This window comes from Pseudomonas abietaniphila (assembly GCF_900100795.1).
Lineage (GTDB): Bacteria > Pseudomonadota > Gammaproteobacteria > Pseudomonadales > Pseudomonadaceae > Aquipseudomonas > Aquipseudomonas abietaniphila.
Window position 1 is genome coordinate 40,868 of the sequence record NZ_FNCO01000007.1, and the last position, 24,476, is coordinate 65,343.

Sequence of the window (24,476 nt, forward strand, 5' to 3'; positions counted from 1 at the left end):
GCCTGCGAGACTTCCACTTGCCCCTACACCGCCTCGCCCTGTTCCTCTCACTGCTGACCCTGCAAGCCTGCGCCTCCAGCGATGTGCCGCTGGGTCAGGCGAGTTTTGCCGCGTATCGTCAACAGACCCTCGAATGGCTCCAGGCCAATCGTACGTTTCAGACCGCCGACCACGCTGCGGAGCTGACGTGGAATGCCCCTCGTGAATGGCGGCCCAGTGGGGTTGCGAAACGAGGCATTCTTCTGGTGCATGGCCTTGGGGATTCGCCTTTTTCGTTCAAGGATGTTGGGCAAACACTCGCCGGGCAAGGATTCCTGGTGCGCACGGTGTTGTTGCCGGGGCACGGCAGCAAGCCTGCGGACATGCTCGATGTGACCTTGAAACAATGGCAACAGGTTGTAGGCGAGCAGGCGCGAATCATGGAGAGCGAGGTGCCCGCGGTGTACCTCGGTGGCTTCTCCACCGGCGCCAATCTGGTGCTGGATTACGCCTACGAGCATCCGGAAATCGCCGGGCTGGTACTGTTCTCCCCTGCGTTCAGGCCACAAAACAGCTATGCCTGGCTCACGCAATACATTGGCTGGTTTAGGCCCTGGCTGGCGAGCCCGAATGACGGTGTCCGGCCCATGCAAACGCCGGTGCGCTACCTGAATGTGCCCACCAACGGCTTCGCGCAGTTCTATCGCAGTGCGCTGCTGGCGCAGGACCATCTGGCGGACCGGCCCTACCCCAACCCCGTGTTTATCGCCATTACCCAGCATGACTCGGTGCTCGACACCGCGTATGTGCTCGACACCTTCAACGCGCGCTTCAGCCACCCGGTGAGTCGATTGATCTGGTACGGCGACAGCCCCGCCACCGCAGCGAAGACGCCCCGGGTGCTGGTGCGCACTGACTACCTGCCGCAGGACCGCATCGCCCAGTTCTCGCACATGGGCTTGATGTTCTCGCCGGATGACCCCTTGTACGGCAAAGACGGGAAACAGCGAATCTGCTGGAACGGTCAGCAGGCCGAGGACATGCACAAATGCCTGAACGGCGAACCGGTGTGGTATTCGGACTGGGGCCATCGCGAGCCGGGCAAGGTGTTTGCGCGACTGACGTTCAACCCGTATTTCGAGTGGCAGACGGGGGTGATGATGGGAGTTTTGGGCGCGGCAAAGTGAAGCCGCACACAGGAATTCGGGCGCTCGCCGCCGATGCATTCACTCCACCGGCGCCAGCCGTTCGCGGCTGTTGCTCAAGTGCGTCCACATCGCCGCCCGCGCAGCATCGGGGTCTTGCCTGCGAATGGCGACCAGTATCGCTTCGTGTTCAAGGTTCGCCAGATAGGCGTGATGAGTGAGACTGCTCCCCGCCCGTTCGCTGGATGCAATGCGACTGCGCGGGATCACCGCGTTGCCCAGATTTTGCAGGATCTCGACGAAGTACGGATTGCCGGTCGCCTCGGCGATCAGTAAATGAAAGCGCCGGTCCGCTTCCACGCAACTGTCTTCTTTGGCGAGCAAGTCCTGATAATCGTCCAGCGCCACGCGCATCTTAGCCAGTTGATCGTGCGTACGGCGCTGCGCCGCCAGCGCGACCGCCTGGGTTTCAAGGCCCATCCTCAACTCGATGATGTGACGCACGCTGAACGCCGTCTCCACCTTCAAATGCAAGCCGCTCTGCTGCGAGCGGGCCAGCACGAACGTGCCTTTGCCCTGATGGGTTTCCACTAATCCCGACGCCTGAAGCTTGGAAATCGCCTCACGCACCACGGTGCGGCTGACGCCATATTCGCGCACGATCTCGCTTTCGGAGGGCAGCTTGTCACCGGACGCAATCGACCCCATCAGAATGCGCTGGCTCAGGTCGGTGACCAGATCGGTCGCCAGGTTGTGCTGACGACGTTTAGGAATCGCTCGTTCAGGGGTTTGCATGATGAGGTAGTCCGATCAGTGACGGGTGTGGGCCGAAAAAAGGCGCTGGCTCACTTGTATTTTTTCAGCGGGACAGGTCAGAAGAAGATCGCGCATCGTGCGTTTCGCTCAACCGCTTAGCCCATTGCGGAGCTCGCAATTCCGGGCTCAACGCCCATGACAGCGCACTCATTCAACTTGTCATACAGGCAAGCCTATTCCGCCGAAATATTTCCTGCAAGCCCCGTAAAATCGCTTGCAGCGCGCAATCGCACTTGTATGATGACTGGCAACAAGGCGCACACACCTTGTCACACACAATTGAAATAACAACCCGCATAAAAATAATCAGTGGGAGTTAACCAGCGTGAACACATCCTCATCCCGGGTGAATGACGCCCCCGATTCCGCGTTGCTGTCAGCGGTGTCCAAGGTCAAACGTCACATCCTGCCGCTGTTCGTCATCATGTTCATCGTCAACTACATCGACCGGGTCAACATCGGCTTCGTCCGTAGTCACATGGAACACGATCTGGGCATTGGCGCTGCCGCCTACGGTTTCGGTGCCGGACTGTTCTTCATCGCGTACGCACTGTTTGAAGTCCCCTCCAACATTCTTCTGCAAAAAGTCGGCGCACGCATCTGGCTGACCCGGATCATGTTCACCTGGGGCCTGGTCGCCTGCGGCATGGCCTTTATCCAGACCGAAACCCACTTCTATATCCTGCGCTTCCTGCTGGGTGTCGCCGAAGCCGGCTTCTTTCCGGGCGTGATCTATTACTTCACCCGCTGGTTGCCTGGCGTGGAGCGCGGTAAGGCCATCGCCATTTTCCTCAGCGGCTCTGCGTTCGCGTCGCTGATTTCCGGCCCGCTCTCCGGCCTGCTGCTGCAGATCGAAGGCCTGGGTTTTCATGGCTGGCAGTGGATGTACTTCATCGAAGGCATGTTCTCGGTAGTGTTGTGCTTCTTCGTCTGGTTCTGGCTGGACTCAAAACCGCATGACGCCAAATGGCTGAGTGCCGCCGAAAAGGACGCGCTGGTCAACGCGATCAACGCTGAACAACAAGCCCGTGAAGCCGCAAACCCGGTGAAACTGTCCATCGGCAAGTTGCTCAAGGACCCGCAGATCATCCTGTTCTGCCTGATGTACTTCTTCATTCAGCTGACGATCTACGCGGCCACGTTCTGGCTGCCGAGCATCATCAAGAAGATGGGCGACCTGACTGACTTTCAGGTCGGCCTGTATAACTCGATCCCTTGGTTCATCGCCATCGTGTGCATGTACGGCTTCGCCGCGCTGTCCGCCAAATGGAAGCATCAGCAAGCCTGGGTCGCCACCGCGTTGCTGATCGCCGCCGCCGGGATGTTCATGTCCACCACGGGCGGTCCGGTGTTCGCGTTCGTGGCAATCTGTTTTGCGGCCATGGGCTTCAAATCCGCCTCGTCGCTGTTCTGGCCGATCCCGCAGGGCTACCTCGATGCACGCATCGCGGCTGGCGTCATCGCCCTGATCAACTCGGTGGGCAACCTGGGTGGCTTTGTCGCGCCCACCACCTTCGGCATCCTCGAACAACAGACCGGCTCGATCCAGGGTGGCCTGTATGGCCTCACCGCCACCTCGATCATTGCGGCGATCCTGGTGTTCACCGTACGCACCTCGCCCAAACCCGGCGCCGTGCCGGTGGCCAAGGTCGATGCCACGCCCAGCCACTCCTGACACTTTGAACGTCAGGCGTGACGAAACCCGAACACTCTGAACCTCGTTTTGACGGCGCCCTCGCGGCGCCCTGTAAACCCAAGGATTTAGCCATGACCACACAGCACTCCGGCAGCACCCCAGTCATCACCGAGATGCACGTCATCCCGGTAGCAGGCCACGACGACATGCTGCTCAACCTGAGCGGCGCCCACGGCCCGTACTTCACGCGCAATATCGTGATCCTGAAGGACAACTCGGGTCACACCGGCGTCGGCGAAATTCCGGGCGGCGAGAAAATCCGTCAAACGCTGGAAGACGCCCGCTCGCTGGTGGTCGGCAGCACCGTCGGCAACTACCAGAAGATCCTCAACGACGTGCGCCGCACCTTTGCCGAGCGTGACTCCGGTGGCCGTGGCCTGCAGACGTTCGACCTGCGCATCACCATTCACGCTGTCACCGGCATTGAAGCGGCGGTGCTCGACTTGCTGGGTCAACACCTGGAAGTCCCGGTCGCCGCCTTGCTCGGTGAAGGTCAGCAGCGCGACGAAGTGAAGATGCTGGGTTACCTGTTCTACGTCGGTGACCAGAAGAAAACCAACCTGCCGTACCGCACCGAGAACGACGCCGACAACGAGTGGTTCCGTGTACGTCACGAAGAAGCACTGACGCCGGAAGGTGTGGTGCGACTGGCCGAAGCGGCGTTCGCCCAATACGGTTTTGAAGATTTCAAACTCAAAGGCGGCGTGCTCAGCGGCGATGCCGAGATCGAGGCGGTCACGGCGCTGGCCGAACGCTTTCCGAAAGCGCGCATCACCCTGGACCCGAACGGCGCCTGGTCGCTGAAAGAAGCCATTCGTCTGTGCCGTGATCAGCATAAGGTGCTGGCCTATGCCGAAGACCCGTGCGGTGCTGAAAACGGTTACTCGGGCCGCGAAGTGATGGCCGAGTTCCGCCGCGCAACCGGCCTGCGCACTGCGACCAACATGATCGCCACCGACTGGCGTGAAATGGGCCACGCCATTCAACTGCAATCGGTGGACATCCCGCTGGCCGACCCACACTTCTGGACCATGCAGGGTTCGGTGCGCGTCGCGCAGATGTGCAACGAGTGGGGCCTGACCTGGGGTTCGCATTCCAACAACCATTTCGACATCTCGCTGGCGATGTTCACTCACGCTGCTGCGGCTGCGCCGGGCAACATCACCGCGATCGACACGCACTGGATCTGGCAGGATGGCCAGCGTCTGACCAAGGCGCCACTGCAGATCGTCGGCGGCAATGTGCAGGTGCCGAAGAAACCGGGTCTGGGCATCGAGATCGACATGGACCAGGTGGCCAAGGCGCATGAACTGTACAAAGGCATGGGCCTGGGTGCGCGCGATGACAGCGTGGCCATGCAGTTCCTCGTTCCCAACTGGTCGTTCAACAACAAGCAGCCATGCCTGGTGCGTTAACCGCCGAGGCTGTTTGAAACCGTTCCACGTTAATTGCCAACTGGCGACCGGCGCGTAACCCCTTGCGCGCCGTTTTTCTTACCTTCCGTGTTATCGACCCACGCGTGCTATGTTTGCCGCCTGTCACTGCCGTGAAGTCGTCCATGTCCCATCTCACCCAGACTCACCCTCGCCTGACCATTGCCACTGCACTTGGGGTTGCGGCCGGTATCGCATCCGCGTTCATCGCACCCGAGATCACCCTGACCAGCAAATGCCTGATCGCCTGGAACGTTGCCGGATGGATCTACATGATTCTGATCATGCAACGTACGTTCAAATCCAGTGCCGAAGACGTCAGACGGATCGCCGAGATCGAAGATGAAAATGCCGGGCTGGTGTTGATGGTGGTCTGCGTGGCGGCCATTGCCAGCCTCGCCGCCATCGTCCTGGAACTCGCCGGGATCAAGGACATGAGTGCCAGCGATAAAGCGCTGCACTACACGTTCACCGGCTTCACCATCCTCGGCTCGTGGCTGTTGATCGGGGTCATTTTCAGCCTCCATTACGCGCGGATGTTTTACACATGGGACGGCGAAGACGCAGCCTTGCGTTTCTCCGACGGCGAACAGAACCCCGATTACTGGGACTTCCTGTACTTCTCGTTCACGCTCTGTGTCGCGGTACAGACTTCCGACGTGGGCGTGGCGACACGGAGCTTACGCAAGGTGGTCCTGGCGCAATGCCTGATCGGTTTTTTGTTCAACACCTCCATTCTGGGGTTCTCGATCAATATCGCGGCGGGGTTGTTTAATTAGGCCCAATAACCAGGCCCCCGACACTCAAGGCCTGACACCCATCCCCAGTGGGAGCGAATTCATTCGCGATGCGCCGGCACAGACAACGCATCCGTGTCGTCTGGAACATCTTTCGCGAATGAATTCGCTCCCACAGAGGATCGTCACAACGTTCGCAATCGCGCCACGGCCCGAGAGCGATGCTCGATCTCAAGCATTGTCAGGGTTCCACTCCAACGGGCTCAGGCGTACTGTGTGCGCCACACATCCAATGCGCTCCTTGAACGAGGCCTAACTGATATGACTCAGGGTTCCCCGCTGAGAATCGCCGTGCTCGATGACTGGCAATCCGTGGCTGAAAATGTCGTGGACTGGACAGTGCTCAAGCCCATCGGCGAGGTCAGCTTCCTTCACGATTATCCTGCCGACACCGCGACCCTCGTCGCCCGCTTGAAAGACTTCAGCGTGATCTGCGTGATGCGCGAACGCACGACCTTCGACGACGTCCTGCTCAGTCAACTGCCCAATCTCAAACTGCTGGTCACCGGCGGCATGCGTAATGCGGCGCTGGACCTCAAGGCTGCGGCACGTCTGGGCATCACCGTGGCGGGCACCGAAAGCTACAAATACGCCGCCCCGGAACTGACCTGGGCACTGATCATGGCCGTCACGCGCAATATCGTCGACGAAGCCAACTCTCTGCGTGCCGGCCAATGGCAGACCGGGATCGGCAGCGACTTGTACGGCAAGACGCTGGGTATCGTCGGGCTGGGCAGCATCGGCCAGAAAATCGCCCGCTACGCCCTGGCGTTTGACATGAAGGTCATCGCCTGGAGCGAAAACCTGACCGCTGAGCGTGCCGCCGAACACGGCGTGACCTACGTGAGCAAGCAGGCACTGTTCGAGCAATCGGACGTGATTTCGGTGAACCTGGTCCTCAGTGATCGCAGCCGAGGCCTGGTGGACGCCGAATCGTTGAACCGCATGAAACCGACCGCGTATCTGGTGAACACCGCGCGCGGGCCGATCGTTGACGAAGACGCGCTGATCGACGTGCTCAAACAGAAAAAAATCGCTGGCGCCGCACTGGACGTGTACAGCGTCGAGCCATTACCGGGCGATCACCCGTTCCGCACCTTGCCCAACCTGCTGGCCACGCCGCACGTGGGTTACGTCACGGAAAACAACTACCGGATGTTCTTCAGTCAGATGATCGAGGACATCCAGGCCTGGCATGCGGGCGCGCCGATTCGTGTGTTCGCCTGACGGCACCGGGCAACCCCTGTGGGAGTCGGTTCCCACAGGGCTGCAATTGATTCAAACACTTCATCAAGGACATGGCTGATGACCGCTTCCCTCAATCGCTTGCCCTCTGACCCACGCAGCGCGCTGCTGGTCATCGACATGCAATACGACTTCATGCCCGGTGGCGCGCTGGCCGTCGCGTCGGGCGATACGCTGGTGCCCTTGATCAACCGCCTCGGCGCGCAATTTTGCAACGTGGTGATCACTCAGGATTGGCACCCGGTCGACCACATCTCGTTTGCCTCCAGCCACGCCGGACGCGCCCCGTTCGACAGCATCACCCTGCCCTATGGTCCCCAGACCCTGTGGCCGGACCACTGCGTCCAGGGCACCCATGGCGCCCAGTTGCATGCCGACCTCGACGTCGCGCACGCCCAGCTGATACTGAGAAAAGGCTGTAACGCCGGGATCGACAGCTACTCGGCATTCGTCGAAGCAGACCGCACCACCCAGACCGGACTGGCCGGATACCTCAAGGAGCGTGGCATCGACAGCGTCTTCGTGGTCGGACTGGCACTGGACTTCTGCGTTGCCTGGTCGGCGCTGGATGCGCGAGCGGCGGGGTTCAATACCTGGATCATTGCCGACGCGTGCAAGGCCATCGATCTCAACGGTTCGCTGGACACGGCGTGGAAAGATCTGGCTGCGGCGGGTGTGGTTCGGATCGACAGTGCCGAGCTGACGGCATAAACCCTGCCTCTGTAGAAGCGCGCTTGGTCTGGACTGCCTCCGGACGAGCGCGGTATGCCTGCGACAGGGTCGGCGCCTGACACAGTCCCATCGCGGGCAAGCGCGCTCCTACAAAGCGAGCGTGCAGTCGGCTGGGTCTTGGCGAACGACTCTGAAGCCAATGGGTCTGAACCTTCAGCACGGCACAGACCCCAGCGGGCAGCACGGGCCGTTCCCTCCCCGAAGAACACCGAGATCGACCATGGACAGCGAACAAGACGGCAAGACCCCGGGCCTGACGCCCGAAGAAGAACGCGACATCGACGAAAACCAGCCGCCTCGGGCCGCCGTCCTGCACGAGACCATCCGCATGCAGGGCGATCAGGAACTGGAGCGCAATGTCGCGGCGCTGTTCTGGTCGGCGCTGGCAGCGGGCCTGACCATGGGGTTGTCCCTGATGGCCATGGGGTTGCTCAACTCCAGGCTGCCGGATGGCGAGGGCTTTCACGCCATCGCCAGCCTCGGTTACAGCGCAGGCTTTCTGGCGGTCATCCTGGCGCGCCAGCAACTGTTCACTGAAAACACCATCACGGCGGTTCTGCCGGTGATGACCAAATTCACCCTCAGCAACATCGGTCGCCTGCTGCGGCTGTGGTCGGTGGTGTTGGTCGGCAACCTGTGCGGCACCTTGCTGGTGGCTTACGTCATGCTGCACTTGCCGATTTTCGACAGCAAGACTGACCTGGCCTTTCTGGAAATTGGCCGCAAGGTCATGGAAAACGATGTCGGCACCATGTTTGCCAAAGGCATTATTTCAGGCTGGATGATCGCCACGATGGTCTGGATGATCGCATCCATGGAAGCAGCCAAAGTGGCGATCATCGTGATGATCACCTACCTGATGGCCCTGGGCGACTTCACCCACATCGTTGTCGGTTCGGCCGAAGTGTCTTATCTGGTGTTCGCCGGCGAACTGCCGTGGAAGGACTTCTGGATGGTATTCGCCGGCCCGACGCTGGCCGGGAACATCATTGGCGGCAGCTTTATCTTTGCCTTGATCAGCCACGCGCAGATCCGCAGCGAGAGTGGTACACCGAAGAAGCAGACGTCGCAGAAGCAGTCACTGCAGAAAAAACAACGCGCTGTCCCGGATCGCGAGGACACAGAACGCAAGGGTGATGCAGCGCGTAAGGGCACTTGAGAACCTGTAGGAGCGCGCTTGCCCGCGAATGCGGTAGGTCTGCCTCATTGTTGTCGCATGACACACCGCAATCGCGGGCAAGCGCGCTCCTACCAGTCGGTGTTATCTGGAAAGACAAGTCACCTGGACCTTCTTAAATTATTTTTAAGAAATACCGGCTACGTTTAAAGGCAAAATACAGCCTTCAGTCACTACGTGGTTCAGACATCTCAATGACCCGAATCCTGACAATCGAAGACGATGCCGTCACCGCCAAGGAAATCGTTGCCGAACTCAGCAGCCATGGCCTTCAAGTGGATTGGGTCGACAATGGCCGTGAAGGCCTGGTGCGGGCGGTCAGCGGCGACTACGACCTGATCACCCTGGACCGCATGCTCCCCGAAGTCGACGGCCTGGCCATTGTCACGACCATGCGCGCGCTGGGGATTGCCACGCCAATCCTGATGATCAGCGCCCTGTCCGACGTCGACGAGCGTGTCCGCGGCCTGCGTGCCGGCGGTGATGATTACCTGTCCAAACCCTTCGCTTCCGATGAAATGGCCGCCCGCGTTGAGGTTCTGCTGCGCCGCAGCAACCCGGTGACCCAGGCCGAAACCATGCTCAAGGTCGCGGACCTGGAACTGAACCTCATCACCCGCGAGGCCAGCCGCGCCGGCCAGCCACTGAACCTGCTGCCGACCGAATACAAGCTGCTGGAATTCCTGATGCGCAACAGCGGCCAGATCATCACCCGCATGATGATCTTCGAAGAAGTCTGGGGGTATCACTTCGACCCTGGCACCAACCTGATCGACGTGCACATCGGTCGCTTGCGCAAGAAAATCGATCCCCCTACCCTGACGCCGCTGATACGTACCGTTCGAGGCTCAGGTTATGTCATTGCCGAACCCGTCTAAGGGCTGGCGCTCCTCCAGCAGCCGTCTGCTGGCGCTCTACAGTTTTCTATTCGTGGCCTGGAGCAGCATCCTCATGGGGGTGCTGTACTGGGAAGTCACCAGTTACCTCAATACCCTCGCCCGGCATTCCCTGATGCAACGTCAACAGCTGTTCTCGCGCTTCGAAGGCGCGCAGCTGGACGATGCCCTGCACACCAGCGATAAATTCGACATCCGCTCCGTCGACGCCTACGGCCTGTTTGATAAGGATTTGAAGCCGATCAGCGGCCCCGTCCACGAGATTCCCGAAGGCTTGAAACTCACCGGCGAGATTCAGGAGCTGGACACCTGCATCGACTCCGACGACCCGGACCTGCCACGTGCCAGCTGCGATGCCGTCGCGATCCACACCATGGACGACCGCTGGCTGGTGCTGGTCCGCGACAACGGCTCGCTGTTTGCCGTGACCACGCTGATCCTGCGCGCGTTGTTGTGGGGCGTCTCGTTGACGATCATTCCCGGCGCACTGGGCTGGCATCTGTTACGTCAGCGACCGCTGCGGCGTATCGGGGCGATCCAGGCCAGCGCCGAGGCCATCGTCACGGGCGACCTGACCAAACGCTTGCCGGTCTCGAACCGGCGCGACGAACTGGACATGCTGGCGGACATCGTCAACGCCATGCTCGACCGTATCGAACGCCTGATGAACGAGGTCAAAGGGGTCTGCGACAACATTGCCCACGACCTGCGCACCCCGCTCACCCGCCTGCGCGCGCAGTTGTACCGCATTCAACAGCAGTCCGCCGAAGACTCGCCTCAAGGTGAACAAATGGCGCAGGTGATCGCCGACGCCGACACCCTGATGGCACGTTTTCGGGGCCTGCTGCGGATTTCGGAACTGGAAGATCATCAGCGCCGTTCAGCGTTTGGTCAAATGGACCCTGTGCCGTTGCTTCACGAGCTGTACGACTTCTACCTGCCACTGGCGGAAGAAGGTCGCATCGCACTTCAACTGAAAATGGCCGAACAGCTGCCGCCTGTTATCGGTGACCGGGCCCTGCTGTTCGAAGCCCTGTCCAATCTGCTCAGCAACTCGATCAAGTTCACCCCGCCGGGCGGCCAGGTTTTGCTCATCGCCCGGGCCGAAGGCGACACCACGTTCATCGAAGTCCAGGACACCGGGCCCGGCATTCCCGACGCCGAACGTGAGGCCGTGTTCAAGCGGTTCTATCGCAGCGAAACCGGTAATCAACAGAGCGGGTTTGGGCTTGGGCTGTCTATCGTCGCGGCGATCGTCAACCTGCACGGCTTCAAGCTGCGTATCGGAAACAGCCCGTCCGGGGGTGCAAGCCTGGTGCTTGAGTGTCGGCAGGTATTGGCATTGGGGTGATGCAACAAAGCCGCCTCATCGGCGGCTTTGTTGTATGGATTTCACGTCACATGTTCCGGGCTTTCTCGATGATCCGGTCCTGCCGCTCCCACGCCTTCTTCATGACCTCCTGATAAACGCGTTCCTTTTCTTCGGAGGTTGCGTTGCGCACGAAGTCCGACAACGACCTCTTCATTTCCTGAGCGTTCTTTTCAGACGGGTTCATTGATATCCCTCATGTCGTCCAGCGTCCTTTCAAGCGAGGTTTGATCATAGATTTCAGGTACGTGATCGTCAATTCGCTGGATATTCTCCTTGTAGAAGCGCGTTGAGCCGCTCTCATTTTTAATAAAAAGGTCGACCGTGACCGCATGACCGAACTCTATCTTGAGTCGGTTCACAACGTTGCGGGCGCTGAAATACTGTCGGATAAACTCACTCAAAGGAATGTTACGGCCCTCCACCTGCTCTCTTGCAGTCACAAACCTCCATGCCAATTTAGGGTCTTGATAAACGTACAAAATCAGGACGAATCGGCCCTTCCTTAAAGACCTGCGAATATTACGAGCTACCGTCTCGAAGTTCGCCGACGTGCCATCCAACAGGAACGACTGGTTTTGCTTCAAAACCTGGTCGTGAAGTTTGTCCACCAAAACCGAAACGGCACGCTGGAACAGACAAGAATTGCCTCCTGTGTAGGCAGGTATTTCAGCCCTCAACAAATCAGGGTCGATTCGAACTGATCTGGCTTCGAACCTGGCCAGAAACTCCAACGAAGCCTCTGTCTTGCCCGCTCCGGGCGAGCCTGCCATAAATATAGAGACGGGATACTCTTCCGGCACATAAATCGAAGTATCCGTCAGCCTCTTCGCAATCTCCCTTCTATTTGCTTTAGCGAATAGCAGCGCCTCATCCGCAATTCTCTGATCATCTGGCCCCATTGCCCTCAGCTTCCTTTCGTTGAGTTCATCATGCGTCAATCGGTGGGGATTATTGGTGATCGCTTTGGACGCGCCTATCCGACGCAACAAAACGAAACAGGACGCGTTGGGGACCATTCACAAAAAAGCCCATGACGTTTCCGCCAGGGGCTCACTAAAAACCATTGATGAAAGAAATGTCAGTTCACCCCGGCATGCAGGTGAAATCCTTGCTCTGCCCGATCTGATGCCCGCTCGAATCCTCCAGCTTCACCCGATACTCCTCGCCCAGACTCGACTCCACGAGTTTGTAATGCTCACCGGCCTTGAACTGATGAAAGCGGATACCTGCCCCACAATTCATCTGCCCGTCATCACCGTTGCCCGCGACGATCAACTCGACATCCAGCGTGTGCGCCCCAGGTTTCGCGTCGAAATAGCGGCCGTCATTCAGGCGTTTTCCGTCCAGATCCTCCGCCATCAACACGCCGGAAGGCTCTTCCTGCAAGCCGATCCACGCCTCACTCGGGTCAGCCTTAGGCATCGGGCCCGCGCAGCCAGAAAGGACAGCAACCAGACCCAACAGGGGAACAAGCAGCAATGATTTGGCGTTCATGACACAACCCTCAGCAGTTGAAAAGATCCCCGTGGCGCAGGGTGAATTTCGATGGATCAAGGCTGCGCGTGCGCTGGATGAACAACAAATGAATCCCCGATGAAAGCGCCTTGTGTGCCGGACTAACCATTTGTTCATCCGGCTGAAAGCCGCCTGTTAGGCGCCCGCACCAAAACTGCGCTGAGAACGCTGCTACTGCATACAAATCGGCGGTGGACGGCGAGACAAGCCCGCCAGAATGCCCATCACTGATTGTTCCCACGCTCCGCGTGGTAACACATTCAATGACGCTCTGCGTCATCCGGAATGTGACGCATGCGGACAGACACCCCTGTTTTGAGAACCATAGAATCTCCCACAGGGTCATCCGCATTCAGAAATCGGGGTTCAGCTCACGCTTCAACCACCATAAAATCAAACAACACCTGCGGCGCTTCGATCAGCAAGGAGCGCATCACTTGCGGCGAGCAGTCCAGCGCCCGCAACTGCTCGACCACAGAACCATAACTCACGCGGTTTTCATGTTGAGTGTGAGGCCAGTCACTGCCCCAGACCAGGCGCTGCTGACCAAAGCTCTGGAGCAACAACGGCAAGGCGGCACGGGAGAAATCGAGGTTCTCCTGTTCGCTGCCTTCGAGTCGATAAATGCCGGAGACCTTCATCCATAAGCGCCCGCCTAGGCCCAGTTCGAGCAGCTCGCGAAACCCCGGCTGGTCGAGGCCCAGCCGCGCATCCGGCCGACCGAAATGGTCGATGACGACCTTCACGCCAAAGGGCATCAGGGCTCGGATCAAACCCGGTAAATCGGCGACATGACGATGCAGTTCGACGTGCCAGTCCAGCTCGGCGATGTGACTGAACAGCACGGCCCACTGAGGCTCGGAAAAATCCGGCAGCGCCTTGCCCATCAGGTTCAGACGAATACCGACTACGCCCAGGCGGTCCATCTCGTCCAGTTCACTGCGGCTGATCTGGCGGTCAACCACCACCACGCCGCGCAACTGCTCCGGCGCTTGGCGCAGGGCATTGAGCAGGTAGCGGTTATCGGTGCCGAGAAAACTCGGCTGCACCAGCACGCCATGGCTCAGTCCATGGCTCTGCAGGTTGTGTTGATACATCGCCAGGGTGGCGTCGTAATCAGGTGAATAGCGTCGTGCCGATGTCAGATCCAGCTCCCTGCTGAATACGTGTGCGTGGCCGTCGATGCCTAGAATCGACGCGGGAAAGGTATCGGACATGGGTCTCATCTATCGAAGAAAAGCGCGGTGCAATGCACACCGCGCAGGTAAAACGCATCAGGCGCGAGCGGTTTCGCTGCTGACTGAGCCTTGTGCGGCGGCGGGGCTGTTTTCCAGACTGCGGCCACGGGTTTCCGGCAGGCAAAGGGCGGCAATCACAGCCACGCCGTAGGCGATGCCAGCGTCGATGCCGATCGCCGAACCCAGCGACATCGACTCACTCATGTGGCCGACCAGAAACGGGAACACTGACGACAGCACACGGCCGAAGTTGTAGCAAAAGCCCACCCCTGCCCCGCGCACGTCGGCCGGATAGAGTTCGTTGAACAACGCGCCGAGGCTGGCCGGGATGCCTGCCGCGAAGAAGCCCAGCGGGAATCCGAGGAACAGCATCTGGGTGTTGGTCAGCGGGAGGAACACGTAGCACTGCACGGTGATGACGCAGCACAGGGCGAACAGCACGATGTTCATGCGACGACCGATGCGGTCAATCAGAAAACCACTGGCCACACAGCCGCACCAGAAGGCAACGATGATCACGGCCAGATAACCACCGGAGTTGAGCACCGACAGGTTGCGTTCGGTTTTCAGGAAGGTGGGCAGCCAGGTCATGACCGCGTGGTAGCCGCCGTGAGCACCAAGGCCAAGCAAGCCGCCGAGCAGCGTCACGCGGATCAGTTCAGGACGGAAGATGCCGGCCAGGGATTTGAAGAAGCTCTGCGGAATGGCTTTCTCTTTCTGCAGGCGCTGGAAGCTGTCGGGCTCTTCGACATTGCGACGCACCCAGATGATCAGCAGCGATGGCAGCAGGCCGACCAGGAACATCACGCGCCAGGCCATGTCCTGTGGCACGAACGAATAAATCAGTGTGAACACGCCCACCGCCAGGCCCCAGCCCACGGCCCATGCGCTCTGCACAGTGCCCATGACCTTGCCACGGTATTTCGGGTTGATGGTTTCAGCCATCAGCACCGCGCCGGCCGCCCATTCACCGCCGATGCCGAAGCCCTGCAAGGCCTTGACCACCAGCAGCGAACTGAAGCCGGTGACGAACGCGGACAGAAAGGTGAAAAACGAGAACCAGAGGATCATCCATTGCAGGGTGCGCACGCGACCGTACCGGTCAGACAGCGTCCCGCCGACCCAACCGCCCAGGGCCGAGGTGACCAACGTCACACCGCTGATCAGGCCTGCATCGCCCTTGCTCAAGGCGAAAGCGGCGATCAGTGCCGGGATGGCCAGACCGAACATCTGGACTTCAAGGGCGTCCAGCGACCATCCGCCGAAACAGGCCCAGAACGTTTTACGCTCCCGAGGAGTGACTTGGCGATACCAGTTGAACATGATTCTTGTCCTTATGAAGGTGTGAAGCGGCAGTTGTTTGAGCCCGCTCTCAATGACGGGCTTTATGCAAATCCCTGTGGCGAACGGCGTTCCTGTGGGAGCGAATTCATTCGCGAAAGATCTTCCAAACGGCAGCATTGTCTTGATCCCGATGGCCTCTCGCGAATGAATTCGCGCCCACAAGATCAGCGATGCCTGGCCAGTTCGCATGTAACCGGACGGGCCGTGTTATCGAATATCAACGCTGTAGCGGAAATGGCTGGCGTGCCCGCGCGACCGGCGCCATTCCAGTGGCTCGCCAGCGTAATTGCGGGCCAGGCGCTCGATCACCACCACCGCGCTGTTGACCGGCACTTGCAGCAAGCGCGCATGCACCTCGTTGATCGACTCGGCGGTCAATGTCTCTTCCGCATAGGCCACCACCTGGCCGCAAAGCTCCTCGTAGATGGGGTACAACAACGGGCCGTGCCGACTCAGATCAGTGTCCAGCAGGGTCTGGAATTGAACCTGTGGCAGCCAGATTTCTTCGGCCAGCACTGGCTGGGCGTCCAGCAGACGCAAGCGGATCATGCGAATCACCGGCGCGTCGAGCGGCAGCCCCAACGCCTGGGACACAGCGGACGGCGCCGTCACCGGCTCAATGGACAGAATGCGGCTCTCCGGCACCTGACGCTCGCCGGACACGCTCTGAAAACGGAAGAAACGGAACAGCGAAGACTGGAACTGCGGGCGACGAATGAACGTGCCCCGCCCCTGCTGGCGCTCCAGAATGTTCTCATTGACCAACATGTCGATGGCCTTGCGCACCGTGCCGGTGGACAGGCAATACTCGCTCGACAAAGCGGCTTCGGTAGGAATGGCTTCACCCGGACGCCAGCGATTATTGGCGATCTGCTCAGCCAATTGATCACGCAGACGTTGGTAGAGCGGCAGACGGACATCACTGGATAGACGGTTCATAGGCGCTTCGCTGTTGTAGTTATGTAGTCATCTATATGAATCTGAGCGAAGTATTGTCCCGTTACAAATAGCCGTCAAGTGACGCTGGTCAAATTCCGACTGCAGCCCACCGCGTGAAACATCGCACCGGGATCAGCGAAGCTTACCGGCAGCGTCAGGTTCTCCTACACCTCCCCTCTCTCCCGTCCGATATGCCCATCTTCAGATTCGAGATTACGTCGCGGTTCCTCTCACAAGTCACGAGACCATCATGAATCTGCAAGTCACTACCAACAGCCAGGGTATTTTGAGCGGCTCCATTTCAATAGCTCCCAATATTGCAGCGGGCTGCAGGGCAACCGTTCATAACGGCACGCTGTATTGCGTCTACCGCGCAGACACTTTCGGCCGTGTGCACCTCATCAAAAAACCACAGGGTGAAGCCTGGCAGAGCCCGGAACCCCAAAGCAGAATGAGCTCTATCGAACTTCCTTCACTGGTGTCGTTCAACGGCACGCTTTACCTGTTCTATAAAGCCGCAAACGATGTCACCTACGTGTGCACATATGACGAAGGCCTGGGCAAGTTCAAACAAACTGACCAACTCGATGTCGTCGTGACGGAGACACCGGCGTTCGCCGAGTTGAACGGCGTGTTGCACATGTTTTACAAAGGGCCATCGGGCAGGAACATCTATCACCAGCGAACCACCGACGTACGCGATTGGACAGCACAGCCGATCATAAAAACAGATGGCGTCAACACGGCGATTACCGAACTAAGCCCGGTGGCTATCACCTATCAAAATCTGATCCACCTCATTTATCAGGACGACGTCAGCGGCGAAAGCCACCTGCAAAAAAACGACGGAGGCGCCTGGAGCGGGCCTGCGCGATTGATCGCCAGACAGTACGCGCACTCACCGGGCATTGCGGTGCACAACGGGTTGCTCAAGCTGATTTACACCGATGCTTCCCATGTTCTTCACCAATATGCCTATGACGGTAACGCAGTCAGCCCACTGGTACCGAGTACGTCCTTGAAGTGTGATACGGCAAGCCCGGCGCTGGCAGTGCAGGACGGGTTTCTGACCGCTCTTTATTCAGGTGCGAAGTGACCCGGCAGCTCCGCCTGCACACACACGCTCAGAGTCCCGTATCACCGACGCAGAGAACATCCAAATGCCCGTGCACCCGCGTATTCGCAACTACATTGAGCAACAACTGGCGCCCCCCCTCTCAGCCGCCGACTTTCAAACGCAACTGGAGGTCGTGATCATTAATATATTCCACCAGTTTCAGACGGACCCGTCCGGCGCAACACACGCCGCCGGCTACCTCTGTTACTTCTTGTCACTGAACTATATGCGCAGTGACAACGACCGCCTTCAACTCGATTATTCCGATGCGGTGACCTCCCTCTTTCGTCGCCTGTACCACGAAGCCGACATCATTCAAGCCGTCGCTTCCGGGGCACCTCAACAGGGTCGCTCGTTGCTGGTACTGCTTTACCACGTCCATCACGCCTTCATCATGAACGGGCTGCGGGCACCCTCGGGTCCTGAACGACTGGATCACGCGGACGCCTTGAGAATGCTGCAAATCATCGTGGGCGCCGCTTATGGCCCTTGGCATGCGCATATTCGACTGCACGGCGCTATCAGGGACTATCACCATGTGCGGATTCTTGAAAGACCCAACGGTTTGCAGATAGAGGTAGGCAGATTGCCGGGAGTGGCGGGCAGGCCGTTGCGAGTAGCGACCTGGAACATGCAGGGCTCATCGGAGGCGACCGACACCAAATGGCGCAATCAGGTGTTGGCGCTGGCGCGCAGCAATGACGTTGTGGCGCTGCAGGAAGCAGGGGTTCGCCCGGCGTCCGCGCACCATGTTGAGGACATAACCCTCATGGACCAATTCGGCTACCCGCACACCGTCCAGCACTATTTGTGGGAGGCAGGAACCACCTCGCGCTCTGAGCAGTATCAGGTGTTCTTTTTCAATGTAGGTCGCTTCAGAGTCAACCTCGCCATACTCGTCGCCGACTATCGAGACATCAACATCATCGGTCCGGTGGTCATTTCCGACGGCCTCCCCGATGCGCAGGGTGCCCCGACGTATCGGCCAGCGCTCGGGCTGGAGATACGCAGGTCCAGCGTCTCGGGTGTCTCGACGGAAACCGTTACGGTCTTTAACTTCCACGCCATCTCGGGAGGGGGTGTTAACGCCCCGCGCATGCTCAGGGAGATCAGTTGGTATACACCTACGCGGTTCGCGGTGGTGGGTGATTTCAACAGGGATCCGAGGGAACCCGACCCAGCGTTTCCCGCCAGGCGCGGGAACTGGGTATCGCCTCCCGATATCGCACAACTGGTGCAGTCCACAAGCGCCACTCACCCCAGCACTGCCCCGCAGAACATGCTCGATTACGCGGTGACCAACGGGACGACCGCCATGACGCCCACGGGCACGGTGAACGAACCGGGACCGTCGGACCATCGCGCAGCAAGTTTCGAGTTCAGCTTCCCGTAACCGCTTGCCGAGACCGTGTCAGCAGGACCGACACGGTCTCACCCACTCAAGCCACCTTGTGCTTGGCCTGAGCGCGCACAAGATGCTCCACCACATACTCCGCGTCCCGTGCCACGCCCGAGAAACGGCCCGAGCCCCAGGTGTACAGCCACGGCAGGCCGAGGAAATACAGGCCAGGCTGCGCCGTCACGCCTCGCACGTGCCCCGGATGGCCTCGACCGTTAAACACCGGCGCTTCGACCCACGTGAAGTCCGGGGTAAAGCCAATGCACCAGATAATGCTGGTGATGCCCTGCTCCGCCAGATTCAGTTCGCCACGCTCCTGCGATGGCGCCCACACCGGCTCGTAACGCTCGCCAGCAGGCGCGTCGATGCCGTGTTCGGCGATGTATTTATCGATGGAGCCGTTGATCCGGTTATAGACCGCGTCGGCACTGTCGAGGCTTTCGCTCAGGTTGCCGGAGAACTGCAGCACGTCGCCCTGCAACCCTTCCAGTCGGCCGAACAATTCCATGCCTTCGAGGGCGAACTTGCGCAGGTCAATGTCACGCCCGCCGTCGCGTCCGGTCACGTAGTGGTTGGTGTTGTCACGCACGCCTTCGCGCAGCGGATGGGTGTCGACGCCGATCTGGTAGTAACCCATTTCTGCGAGCCAGTCGACCACGTCCTTGCCGCGATAGAAACGCGCGCAGCGGGGTGCATCGCCCACTGCCAGATAGACCTTGCGGCCTGCCAGATGCAGGTCTTCGGCGATCTGCGCGCCCGACTGACCGGAACCGACGACCAGCACGTTACCTTGCGGCAGGGCTTGAGGATTGCGGTATTGCTCGGAATGAATCTGGGTGATACCGACCGGCAGACGCTCGGCCAGACGCGGAATGATGGGCGTGTGATAACCGCCAGACGCGCAGATCACCTGATCGGCGGTGAACTCGCCATGGGAGGTGTGCACCTCAAAGCCACCGGCGGCACGCGGGATTACACGCCTGACGGCAACCCCTTCCCGAACCGGGGCGTTGACCGCCTTGACGAAGCCGGCGAGGTAGTCGTTGATCTGGTCTTTCTTCATGAACCCGTGAGGGTCCTTGCCGCCATGTTCCTCGCTGTAGCGATAACCCGGCAACGCGCACTGCCAGTTCGGCGTGACCAGGCTGAAAGCGTCCCAGCGCTGGTTGCGCCAGGTGTGGGTCACGCTGTGTTTCTCCAGCACCAGATGGTCGACGCCCTGCTGTTGCAGGTAGTAACTGGCCGACAACCCGGCCTGCCCGCCGCCAACGACGATGACGCTGTGGTGGGGTGTTTTGAGGGAAGTGATTGAGGTGGGCATGGTCGGGGTCTCCAGGGTGCAAATCATGAAAGTCAACATGTATGGGCTACGGAAATTTGTGCGGCAGAGTCGCGATCTTTCTGTGGGAGCGAATTCATTCGCGACGCAGTGTTGCAACCAACCGAAAGGGTTCGGATGTACCGGCCGCTCGCGAATGAATTCGCTCCCACAGGGGATCGTGTTGAATCAAAAAGAACTCCACCCGGCGCCCGTCACCCGGCCACCGCCTTCGGTGCGCATGCTGAGAATTTCCACCGGCCCGTCCTCTTGATAGTGAGCCTGGCCCTTGAGCGAACTCAGGGTGTCCATGGCCGAACTGCAGTAGAAGCCCTTGACCTCCTTCACCCGCTCGGACGCGTTGTTCAGGCCCCCTTCGATGCGCTGCAGAAACTCCGCGAGCGGGTAACGGGCGCCCTCCTGCAAGTGCTCGTAGATCACCGTGGAAGGCGAATAGCCGGCGGCCTCTTTGCCGTTGGGCCAGCGAATATTGAAATTGACGGCAGGCATGTCAGTGCTCCTGATGGGTAGTCAAAGGGGAAAGGTCGAGATCGCGATAACTGAATCCGGTGAATGGCTGCTCGTTGAGGTCCCAGAACGTGCGGCGCTGGAGGCCGTGTTGCACCGTGAGCTCGGCGCTGTCGGTGACGCTGCCAATGCGCTCGCAGCGCAGGCCCTCAAAGGCGAACGCCGCCTGAACATTGGGCCAGTCGGCTTCGTCCAGGGTCATGAGAAAGCCGTAGCTGGGGAACACTTTCAGCCAGCGGGCCCAGTCGAAATCAGCCTCGGCATCGTTGGGGCACGGTAGCCGTTGCAAATCGATGTCTGCGCCGCAACCGGTGGTCTCCAGCAGCATCAACAAGCTGCCCAACACGCCGGCATTGCTGATGTCCTTGGCGGCGTGCAGCCACTGCGCTTCGGCCAGTCGCGGCAGGACTTCCAGCTTGCTGCGCAGACGCTCGGCGGGTACACCTTCGAAGGCTTTCCAGTAGGTGCTGTCGGCATGCCAATCGCCTTCCAGATCCACCGCCATGGCGATCACCTGACCCGGCTTGACGTGCAGGGTCGACAGCAGCTTGCTGGCAACACCGGTGATCGCCACCGCCAGCGCCGTTGGGTTGTGCTCTGAAAGGCTGGTGTGCCCGCCCGCCAGCATGAGGCCGTAGGCGTCGCACGCCGCGCGGATGCCGGCGAGGATCTCCTGCGCGGCGGCATCGTCGTGGTGCCAGTACGCATTGACCACCGCTGTTGCGCGTCCGCCCATGGCCGTGATGTCGCTGACATTGGCCATGACCGCCGACCAACCGGCGAACCAGGGCGCGGCCTTGACAAAGCCCGGCAGCATGCCTTCGATCGCCAGCAGCTGAAAATGATCGCCACACGCAATCGCCGCGGTGTCGTCCCCGGGCAACGCATACAGCTGAGCCCGGGTCAGCTGTTTTTCAGTGCGGCCTATCACCCGGGCCGGTTGCTGGATCGCCTGTTTGGACAGCATGGCCGGCGTGTTGCGCAGGACGTCCATCAGTGCGCTCAAATCAACCGAGTCAGTCATGGCGAGCCACCTTCAACGCACGCAACGACACCTGACGCGGCATCAGCGGGTAACGCGCGAGGTCGGCCTGCATCAGGCAGTGCGGCTGGCCGAGCAGTTCGAGGTGCTCCAGCGTCTGCCATTGGAGGGCATGAAAGTACGCCTCGTTGGGCGCTTGCACCGTGGCGTGGAACACTTCGCAGCCCAGGTCTTTTGCCCGAGAGACCGCCTCATTGACCAGTGCCTTGCCAATCATGCTGTGACGGCGGTAAGCCTGGGCCACGCATAAACGCCCGCCGAACCACAGTCCCGGCTCGCGCTGATAGATACGAACGGCGCCGACCACCTGATCCGCCATCCCGCAACTGCCCGCCAGGGCCACGATGGCAATGGCCTGAAAGTCGTGGCTGTCCTTGTCCTGTGGCAGCAGTTGCTGCTCATCGGAAAACACCGACCGACGCAACGCGAAATAGGCCTGTTTTTCCCAGTGTTCCGTGGCGGGCTTGACCACCAGTTCACCGGCACGGAAGGGTTCGAAGGTGCTGTCTACAAGGGCAAAGGCCAGGTTCTGCATGATCCGTCTCCCGAGGCGCAAAAGGCCTATTCGTGATTCTTCAAGGCCGAGCACGCACCGCACTTGGCGCAGCCCGCATTGATATTTTCCGAGTGCAATCCGTGCCGACGCAGGCTGGCGCCAATCTGCGGATACAGCCGGGCCATCATCGCGCTGTCGGGTTTGGGGTGATGCGCCAGCGGCGTACCGTCGATGGGCACGAACGGCACCACGAACGGGTACACGCCCATGGCGCTCAGGCGTTCGCTCATGTCGGTGATTGCCCGTTCGCTGTCACCCAGGCCAGCAAGGATGTAGGTGCTGACCTGACCGCGGCCGAACACCTTGACCGCTGCTTCGAAGGCTTCGAAATAGCGGCTCAACGGGACGTCGGCCTTGCCCGGCATGATTCGCTGACGCACTTCATCGGTGACGGCTTCCAGGTGCATGCCCAATGAGACCACGCCGCTGTCGGCCAGGCGCTCGAACCAGATGTCGTCGTCCGGGGGCTCGCACTGCGCCTGAATCGGCAGGTCGACGGCCGCCGTCACTGCGGCGGCCGACTCACAGAGAATCGCAGCGCCACGGTCCGGGGTCTGCGGCGTGCCGGTGGTCATCACCATGTGTTTGACGCCATCGAGCTCCACGGCAGCTTTTGCCACCTCGGCCAGTTGCTGCGGGCGTTTACGGGCGATGGTCTTGCCGGCGGCGAGGGACTGGCCGATGGCGCAGAACTGGCAGGAGGTGCTGCGATCATTGAACCGAATGCAGTGCTGCAAGACGGTGGTCGCCAGCACATCGCTGCTGTGCAGGGTCGCGATCTTCCAATAGGGAATGCCGTCGACGGTGCTGCGGCTGTAGAAGTTCGGCACGCCGGGCATCTTCACCTGACCGACCTGAACGCCTTCGCGGAAGATCAGCGCCAGGCTGCCGTCCGCGCTGGGTTGAGCCTGGTACGGCGAGCTTTGCGACGCCTGGTTGAGGATCGGCACCATCATGGTCCGGTCGCCAAAGGTCAGCGCCTTGTGATCAGAAGGCCCGGCGCCACCCTGGCGCGACAGGCCGTTTTGCGCGGCGGGCCATCGCACGCCGTGGCATTGCAGGTCGGCGAGCAGTTCATTGGTTTGCATGATCGAGTTCCTCGGCACTGGCAGCGGTGGGAAACACGGCCATGTGATGCGCCGCGCGTTCGTGGACCTTGGCCGTCGGCGTGCGGTCGATCAGCAGGCTGAGCAGCTCCGGGCGGCTGTAATGCCCGACCGAATCCATCATGCGTTTGCGCTTATCGATCAGCTTGAGGTCGAGGTCGGCGACCACCCAGCCCTCTCCCTTGCGCAACGGTTCGCCGAGCAACTTGCCTTCCGGCGAGACGATAGCGGTGAAGCAGCCGCCGGAAATCGGGCCCAACGCGCAGCCAGTGTCCTGCATGATCTGCCCTTGCTGATCGGCGTCGAGCCACGCGGTGGCGTTGACCACGAAACAGCCGGACTCCAGGGCATGATGGCGGATGGTGACTTCGATCTGTTCGGCGAAGATGTCGCCTACCAGCGAGCCCGGGAACATCGCCACGTGGATCTGCTCGCGATCGGCCATCAAGGCGTAACGGGCGAGCGGGTTGTAATGCTCCCAGCAGGCCAGCGAGCCGATGCGGCCTACGGCACTGTCCACCGCGCGCAGGCCGGAACCGTCGCCCTGCCCCCAGACCATGCGTTCGTGGTAGGTCGGGGTGATCTTGCGGCGGTGTTGAATCAGCGTGCCGTCGGCATCGAACAGCAGCTGCGCGTTGTAGATCGTGCCGCCTTCGCGCTCATTCACGCCGATGGATGCGACGATGCCCGCTTCACGGCAGGCCTCGCCTATCTGGCGGGTGACATCAGAGGGCACGGTGACCGATTGTTCCAGCAGTTGCAGGTGTTCCTTGCCCATCGCGAACGGCGGCTGCACGAAAGAGAAATAGGGGTAATACGGCACCACGGTTTCCGGGAAAACCGCGAATTGCACACCCTCGCGACCCAGCGCCAGCAGGGTGTTGCACAGCTTGGCGACGGTGGCTTCGCGGGAGTACAGCACGGGGCTGAACTGAACGGCGGCGGCGCGGATGGTGGTCATGGGGTTGTCCTGGTCGTGCGTTGTGATGAGGGTCTTGCGCGGACCTTGTGGGAGATTCTCTGTGGGTCGGTCAATCGCTTTCGCGACCAAGCCGGCTCCCACAGGGATTGGCGTCAGCCTGCCCA

Annotated in this window: 25 protein-coding genes; 11 read left to right on the plus strand and 14 right to left on the minus strand. The window is 60.2% G+C overall.

Going from position 1 to position 24,476, the window contains the following annotated elements; translation table 11 throughout:
* Positions 1-17: 17 nt before the first annotated feature.
* On the plus strand, positions 18-1,166 hold the full coding sequence (locus BLS87_RS14755) for an alpha/beta hydrolase (RefSeq protein WP_074753228.1): 1,149 nt from the start codon (positions 18-20) through the stop codon (positions 1,164-1,166).
* 39 nt (positions 1,167-1,205) lie between these two features.
* Here the strand turns inward: BLS87_RS14755 and BLS87_RS14760 are convergent, their stop codons facing one another.
* A complete protein-coding gene (locus BLS87_RS14760) occupies positions 1,206-1,919 on the minus strand; it encodes a FadR/GntR family transcriptional regulator (protein ID WP_074753229.1) in 714 nt (237 codons plus the stop codon).
* A gap of 346 nt (positions 1,920-2,265) precedes the next feature.
* Here BLS87_RS14760 and BLS87_RS14765 point away from each other — a divergent pair, with 346 nt between their 5' ends.
* The 8 genes from BLS87_RS14765 (at position 2,266) to BLS87_RS14800 (ending at position 11,267) form a co-directional block, all read left to right on the plus strand.
* Complete coding sequence (locus BLS87_RS14765) at positions 2,266-3,615, plus strand: MFS transporter (RefSeq protein WP_074753230.1); 1,350 nt, start codon at positions 2,266-2,268, stop codon at positions 3,613-3,615.
* Between the two features lie 92 nt (positions 3,616-3,707).
* Positions 3,708-5,051 carry a glucarate dehydratase gene (gene gudD / locus BLS87_RS14770; protein WP_074753231.1) on the plus strand — a complete coding sequence of 448 codons (1,344 nt, stop codon included), beginning with the start codon at positions 3,708-3,710 and terminating at the stop codon, positions 5,049-5,051.
* Between the two features lie 143 nt (positions 5,052-5,194).
* Positions 5,195-5,848, plus strand: coding sequence for a DUF1345 domain-containing protein (locus tag BLS87_RS14775; RefSeq protein WP_074753232.1), 654 nt, complete (start codon positions 5,195-5,197; stop codon positions 5,846-5,848).
* A 279-nt stretch (positions 5,849-6,127) separates the two neighbouring features.
* Positions 6,128-7,093, plus strand: coding sequence for a D-2-hydroxyacid dehydrogenase family protein (locus BLS87_RS14780; protein WP_074753233.1), 966 nt, complete (start codon positions 6,128-6,130; stop codon positions 7,091-7,093).
* Positions 7,094-7,171: 78 nt separating this feature from the next.
* Entirely contained in the window at positions 7,172-7,822 is a 651-nt protein-coding gene (pncA, locus tag BLS87_RS14785) for a bifunctional nicotinamidase/pyrazinamidase (protein ID WP_074753234.1), read from the plus strand.
* A 241-nt stretch (positions 7,823-8,063) separates the two neighbouring features.
* The gene (locus BLS87_RS14790) at positions 8,064-9,002 is read left to right on the plus strand and encodes a formate/nitrite transporter family protein (protein WP_074753235.1); all 939 of its coding nucleotides are present in this window, start codon (positions 8,064-8,066) and stop codon (positions 9,000-9,002) included.
* Positions 9,003-9,214: 212 nt separating this feature from the next.
* Positions 9,215-9,898 carry a response regulator transcription factor gene (locus tag BLS87_RS14795; RefSeq protein ID WP_065988603.1) on the plus strand — a complete coding sequence of 228 codons (684 nt, stop codon included), beginning with the start codon at positions 9,215-9,217 and terminating at the stop codon, positions 9,896-9,898.
* Positions 9,876-11,267 carry a sensor histidine kinase gene (locus tag BLS87_RS14800; RefSeq protein ID WP_074753236.1) on the plus strand — a complete coding sequence of 464 codons (1,392 nt, stop codon included), beginning with the start codon at positions 9,876-9,878 and terminating at the stop codon, positions 11,265-11,267. Before BLS87_RS14795 ends, BLS87_RS14800 begins: the two co-directional genes overlap by 23 nt.
* A gap of 46 nt (positions 11,268-11,313) precedes the next feature.
* Here the strand turns inward: BLS87_RS14800 and BLS87_RS34175 are convergent, their stop codons facing one another.
* The 7 genes from BLS87_RS34175 to BLS87_RS14825 all read right to left on the minus strand — a co-directional run bounded on the left by BLS87_RS34175 (position 11,314) and on the right by BLS87_RS14825 (position 16,324).
* The gene (locus BLS87_RS34175) at positions 11,314-11,472 is read right to left on the minus strand and encodes a hypothetical protein (RefSeq protein WP_167362069.1); all 159 of its coding nucleotides are present in this window, start codon (positions 11,470-11,472) and stop codon (positions 11,314-11,316) included.
* On the minus strand, positions 11,459-12,187 hold the full coding sequence (locus BLS87_RS14805) for a zeta toxin family protein (protein WP_074753237.1): 729 nt from the start codon (positions 12,185-12,187) through the stop codon (positions 11,459-11,461). The genes BLS87_RS34175 and BLS87_RS14805 overlap by 14 nt, the downstream gene beginning before the upstream one ends.
* Positions 12,188-12,371: 184 nt before the next feature.
* A complete protein-coding gene (locus tag BLS87_RS14810; protein ID WP_074753238.1) occupies positions 12,372-12,782 on the minus strand; it encodes a PA0061/PA0062 family lipoprotein in 411 nt (136 codons plus the stop codon).
* Positions 12,783-12,792: 10 nt separating this feature from the next.
* Complete coding sequence (locus BLS87_RS33760) at positions 12,793-13,155, minus strand: hypothetical protein (protein WP_143024387.1); 363 nt, start codon at positions 13,153-13,155, stop codon at positions 12,793-12,795.
* 19 nt (positions 13,156-13,174) lie between these two features.
* Positions 13,175-14,020 (minus strand): amidohydrolase family protein, encoded by an 846-nt coding sequence (locus BLS87_RS14815; RefSeq protein WP_074753239.1) that lies wholly within the window; start codon positions 14,018-14,020, stop codon positions 13,175-13,177.
* A gap of 57 nt (positions 14,021-14,077) precedes the next feature.
* A complete protein-coding gene (locus tag BLS87_RS14820; protein WP_074753240.1) occupies positions 14,078-15,364 on the minus strand; it encodes an MFS transporter in 1,287 nt (428 codons plus the stop codon).
* 228 nt (positions 15,365-15,592) lie between these two features.
* Positions 15,593-16,324, minus strand: coding sequence for a GntR family transcriptional regulator (locus BLS87_RS14825; protein WP_074753241.1), 732 nt, complete (start codon positions 16,322-16,324; stop codon positions 15,593-15,595).
* 250 nt (positions 16,325-16,574) lie between these two features.
* Between BLS87_RS14825 and BLS87_RS14830 the strand changes: the two genes are divergently transcribed.
* Both BLS87_RS14830 and BLS87_RS14835 read left to right on the plus strand, forming a co-directional pair.
* Complete coding sequence (locus tag BLS87_RS14830) at positions 16,575-17,420, plus strand: hypothetical protein (protein WP_074753242.1); 846 nt, start codon at positions 16,575-16,577, stop codon at positions 17,418-17,420.
* Between the two features lie 64 nt (positions 17,421-17,484).
* Complete coding sequence (locus BLS87_RS14835) at positions 17,485-18,834, plus strand: endonuclease/exonuclease/phosphatase family protein (RefSeq protein ID WP_074753243.1); 1,350 nt, start codon at positions 17,485-17,487, stop codon at positions 18,832-18,834.
* A gap of 46 nt (positions 18,835-18,880) precedes the next feature.
* Here BLS87_RS14835 and BLS87_RS14840 read toward each other — a convergent pair whose 3' ends face one another.
* The 6 genes from BLS87_RS14840 to BLS87_RS14865 all read right to left on the minus strand — a co-directional run bounded on the left by BLS87_RS14840 (position 18,881) and on the right by BLS87_RS14865 (position 24,351).
* Positions 18,881-20,161, minus strand: coding sequence for an MSMEG_0569 family flavin-dependent oxidoreductase (locus BLS87_RS14840; RefSeq protein WP_074753244.1), 1,281 nt, complete (start codon positions 20,159-20,161; stop codon positions 18,881-18,883).
* 186 nt (positions 20,162-20,347) lie between these two features.
* Positions 20,348-20,668 (minus strand): MSMEG_0570 family nitrogen starvation response protein, encoded by a 321-nt coding sequence (locus BLS87_RS14845; protein ID WP_074753245.1) that lies wholly within the window; start codon positions 20,666-20,668, stop codon positions 20,348-20,350.
* A gap of 1 nt (position 20,669) precedes the next feature.
* Positions 20,670-21,710 carry a sll0787 family AIR synthase-like protein gene (locus tag BLS87_RS14850; protein ID WP_074753246.1) on the minus strand — a complete coding sequence of 347 codons (1,041 nt, stop codon included), beginning with the start codon at positions 21,708-21,710 and terminating at the stop codon, positions 20,670-20,672.
* On the minus strand, positions 21,703-22,263 hold the full coding sequence (locus BLS87_RS14855) for an MSMEG_0567/Sll0786 family nitrogen starvation N-acetyltransferase (protein WP_074753247.1): 561 nt from the start codon (positions 22,261-22,263) through the stop codon (positions 21,703-21,705). The genes BLS87_RS14850 and BLS87_RS14855 overlap by 8 nt, the downstream gene beginning before the upstream one ends.
* Positions 22,264-22,289: 26 nt before the next feature.
* On the minus strand, positions 22,290-23,372 hold the full coding sequence (locus BLS87_RS14860) for an MSMEG_0568 family radical SAM protein (protein ID WP_074753248.1): 1,083 nt from the start codon (positions 23,370-23,372) through the stop codon (positions 22,290-22,292).
* Positions 23,359-24,351, minus strand: coding sequence for a Nit6803 family nitrilase (locus tag BLS87_RS14865; RefSeq protein ID WP_074753249.1), 993 nt, complete (start codon positions 24,349-24,351; stop codon positions 23,359-23,361). The genes BLS87_RS14860 and BLS87_RS14865 overlap by 14 nt, the downstream gene beginning before the upstream one ends.
* Positions 24,352-24,476 lie beyond the last annotated feature (125 nt).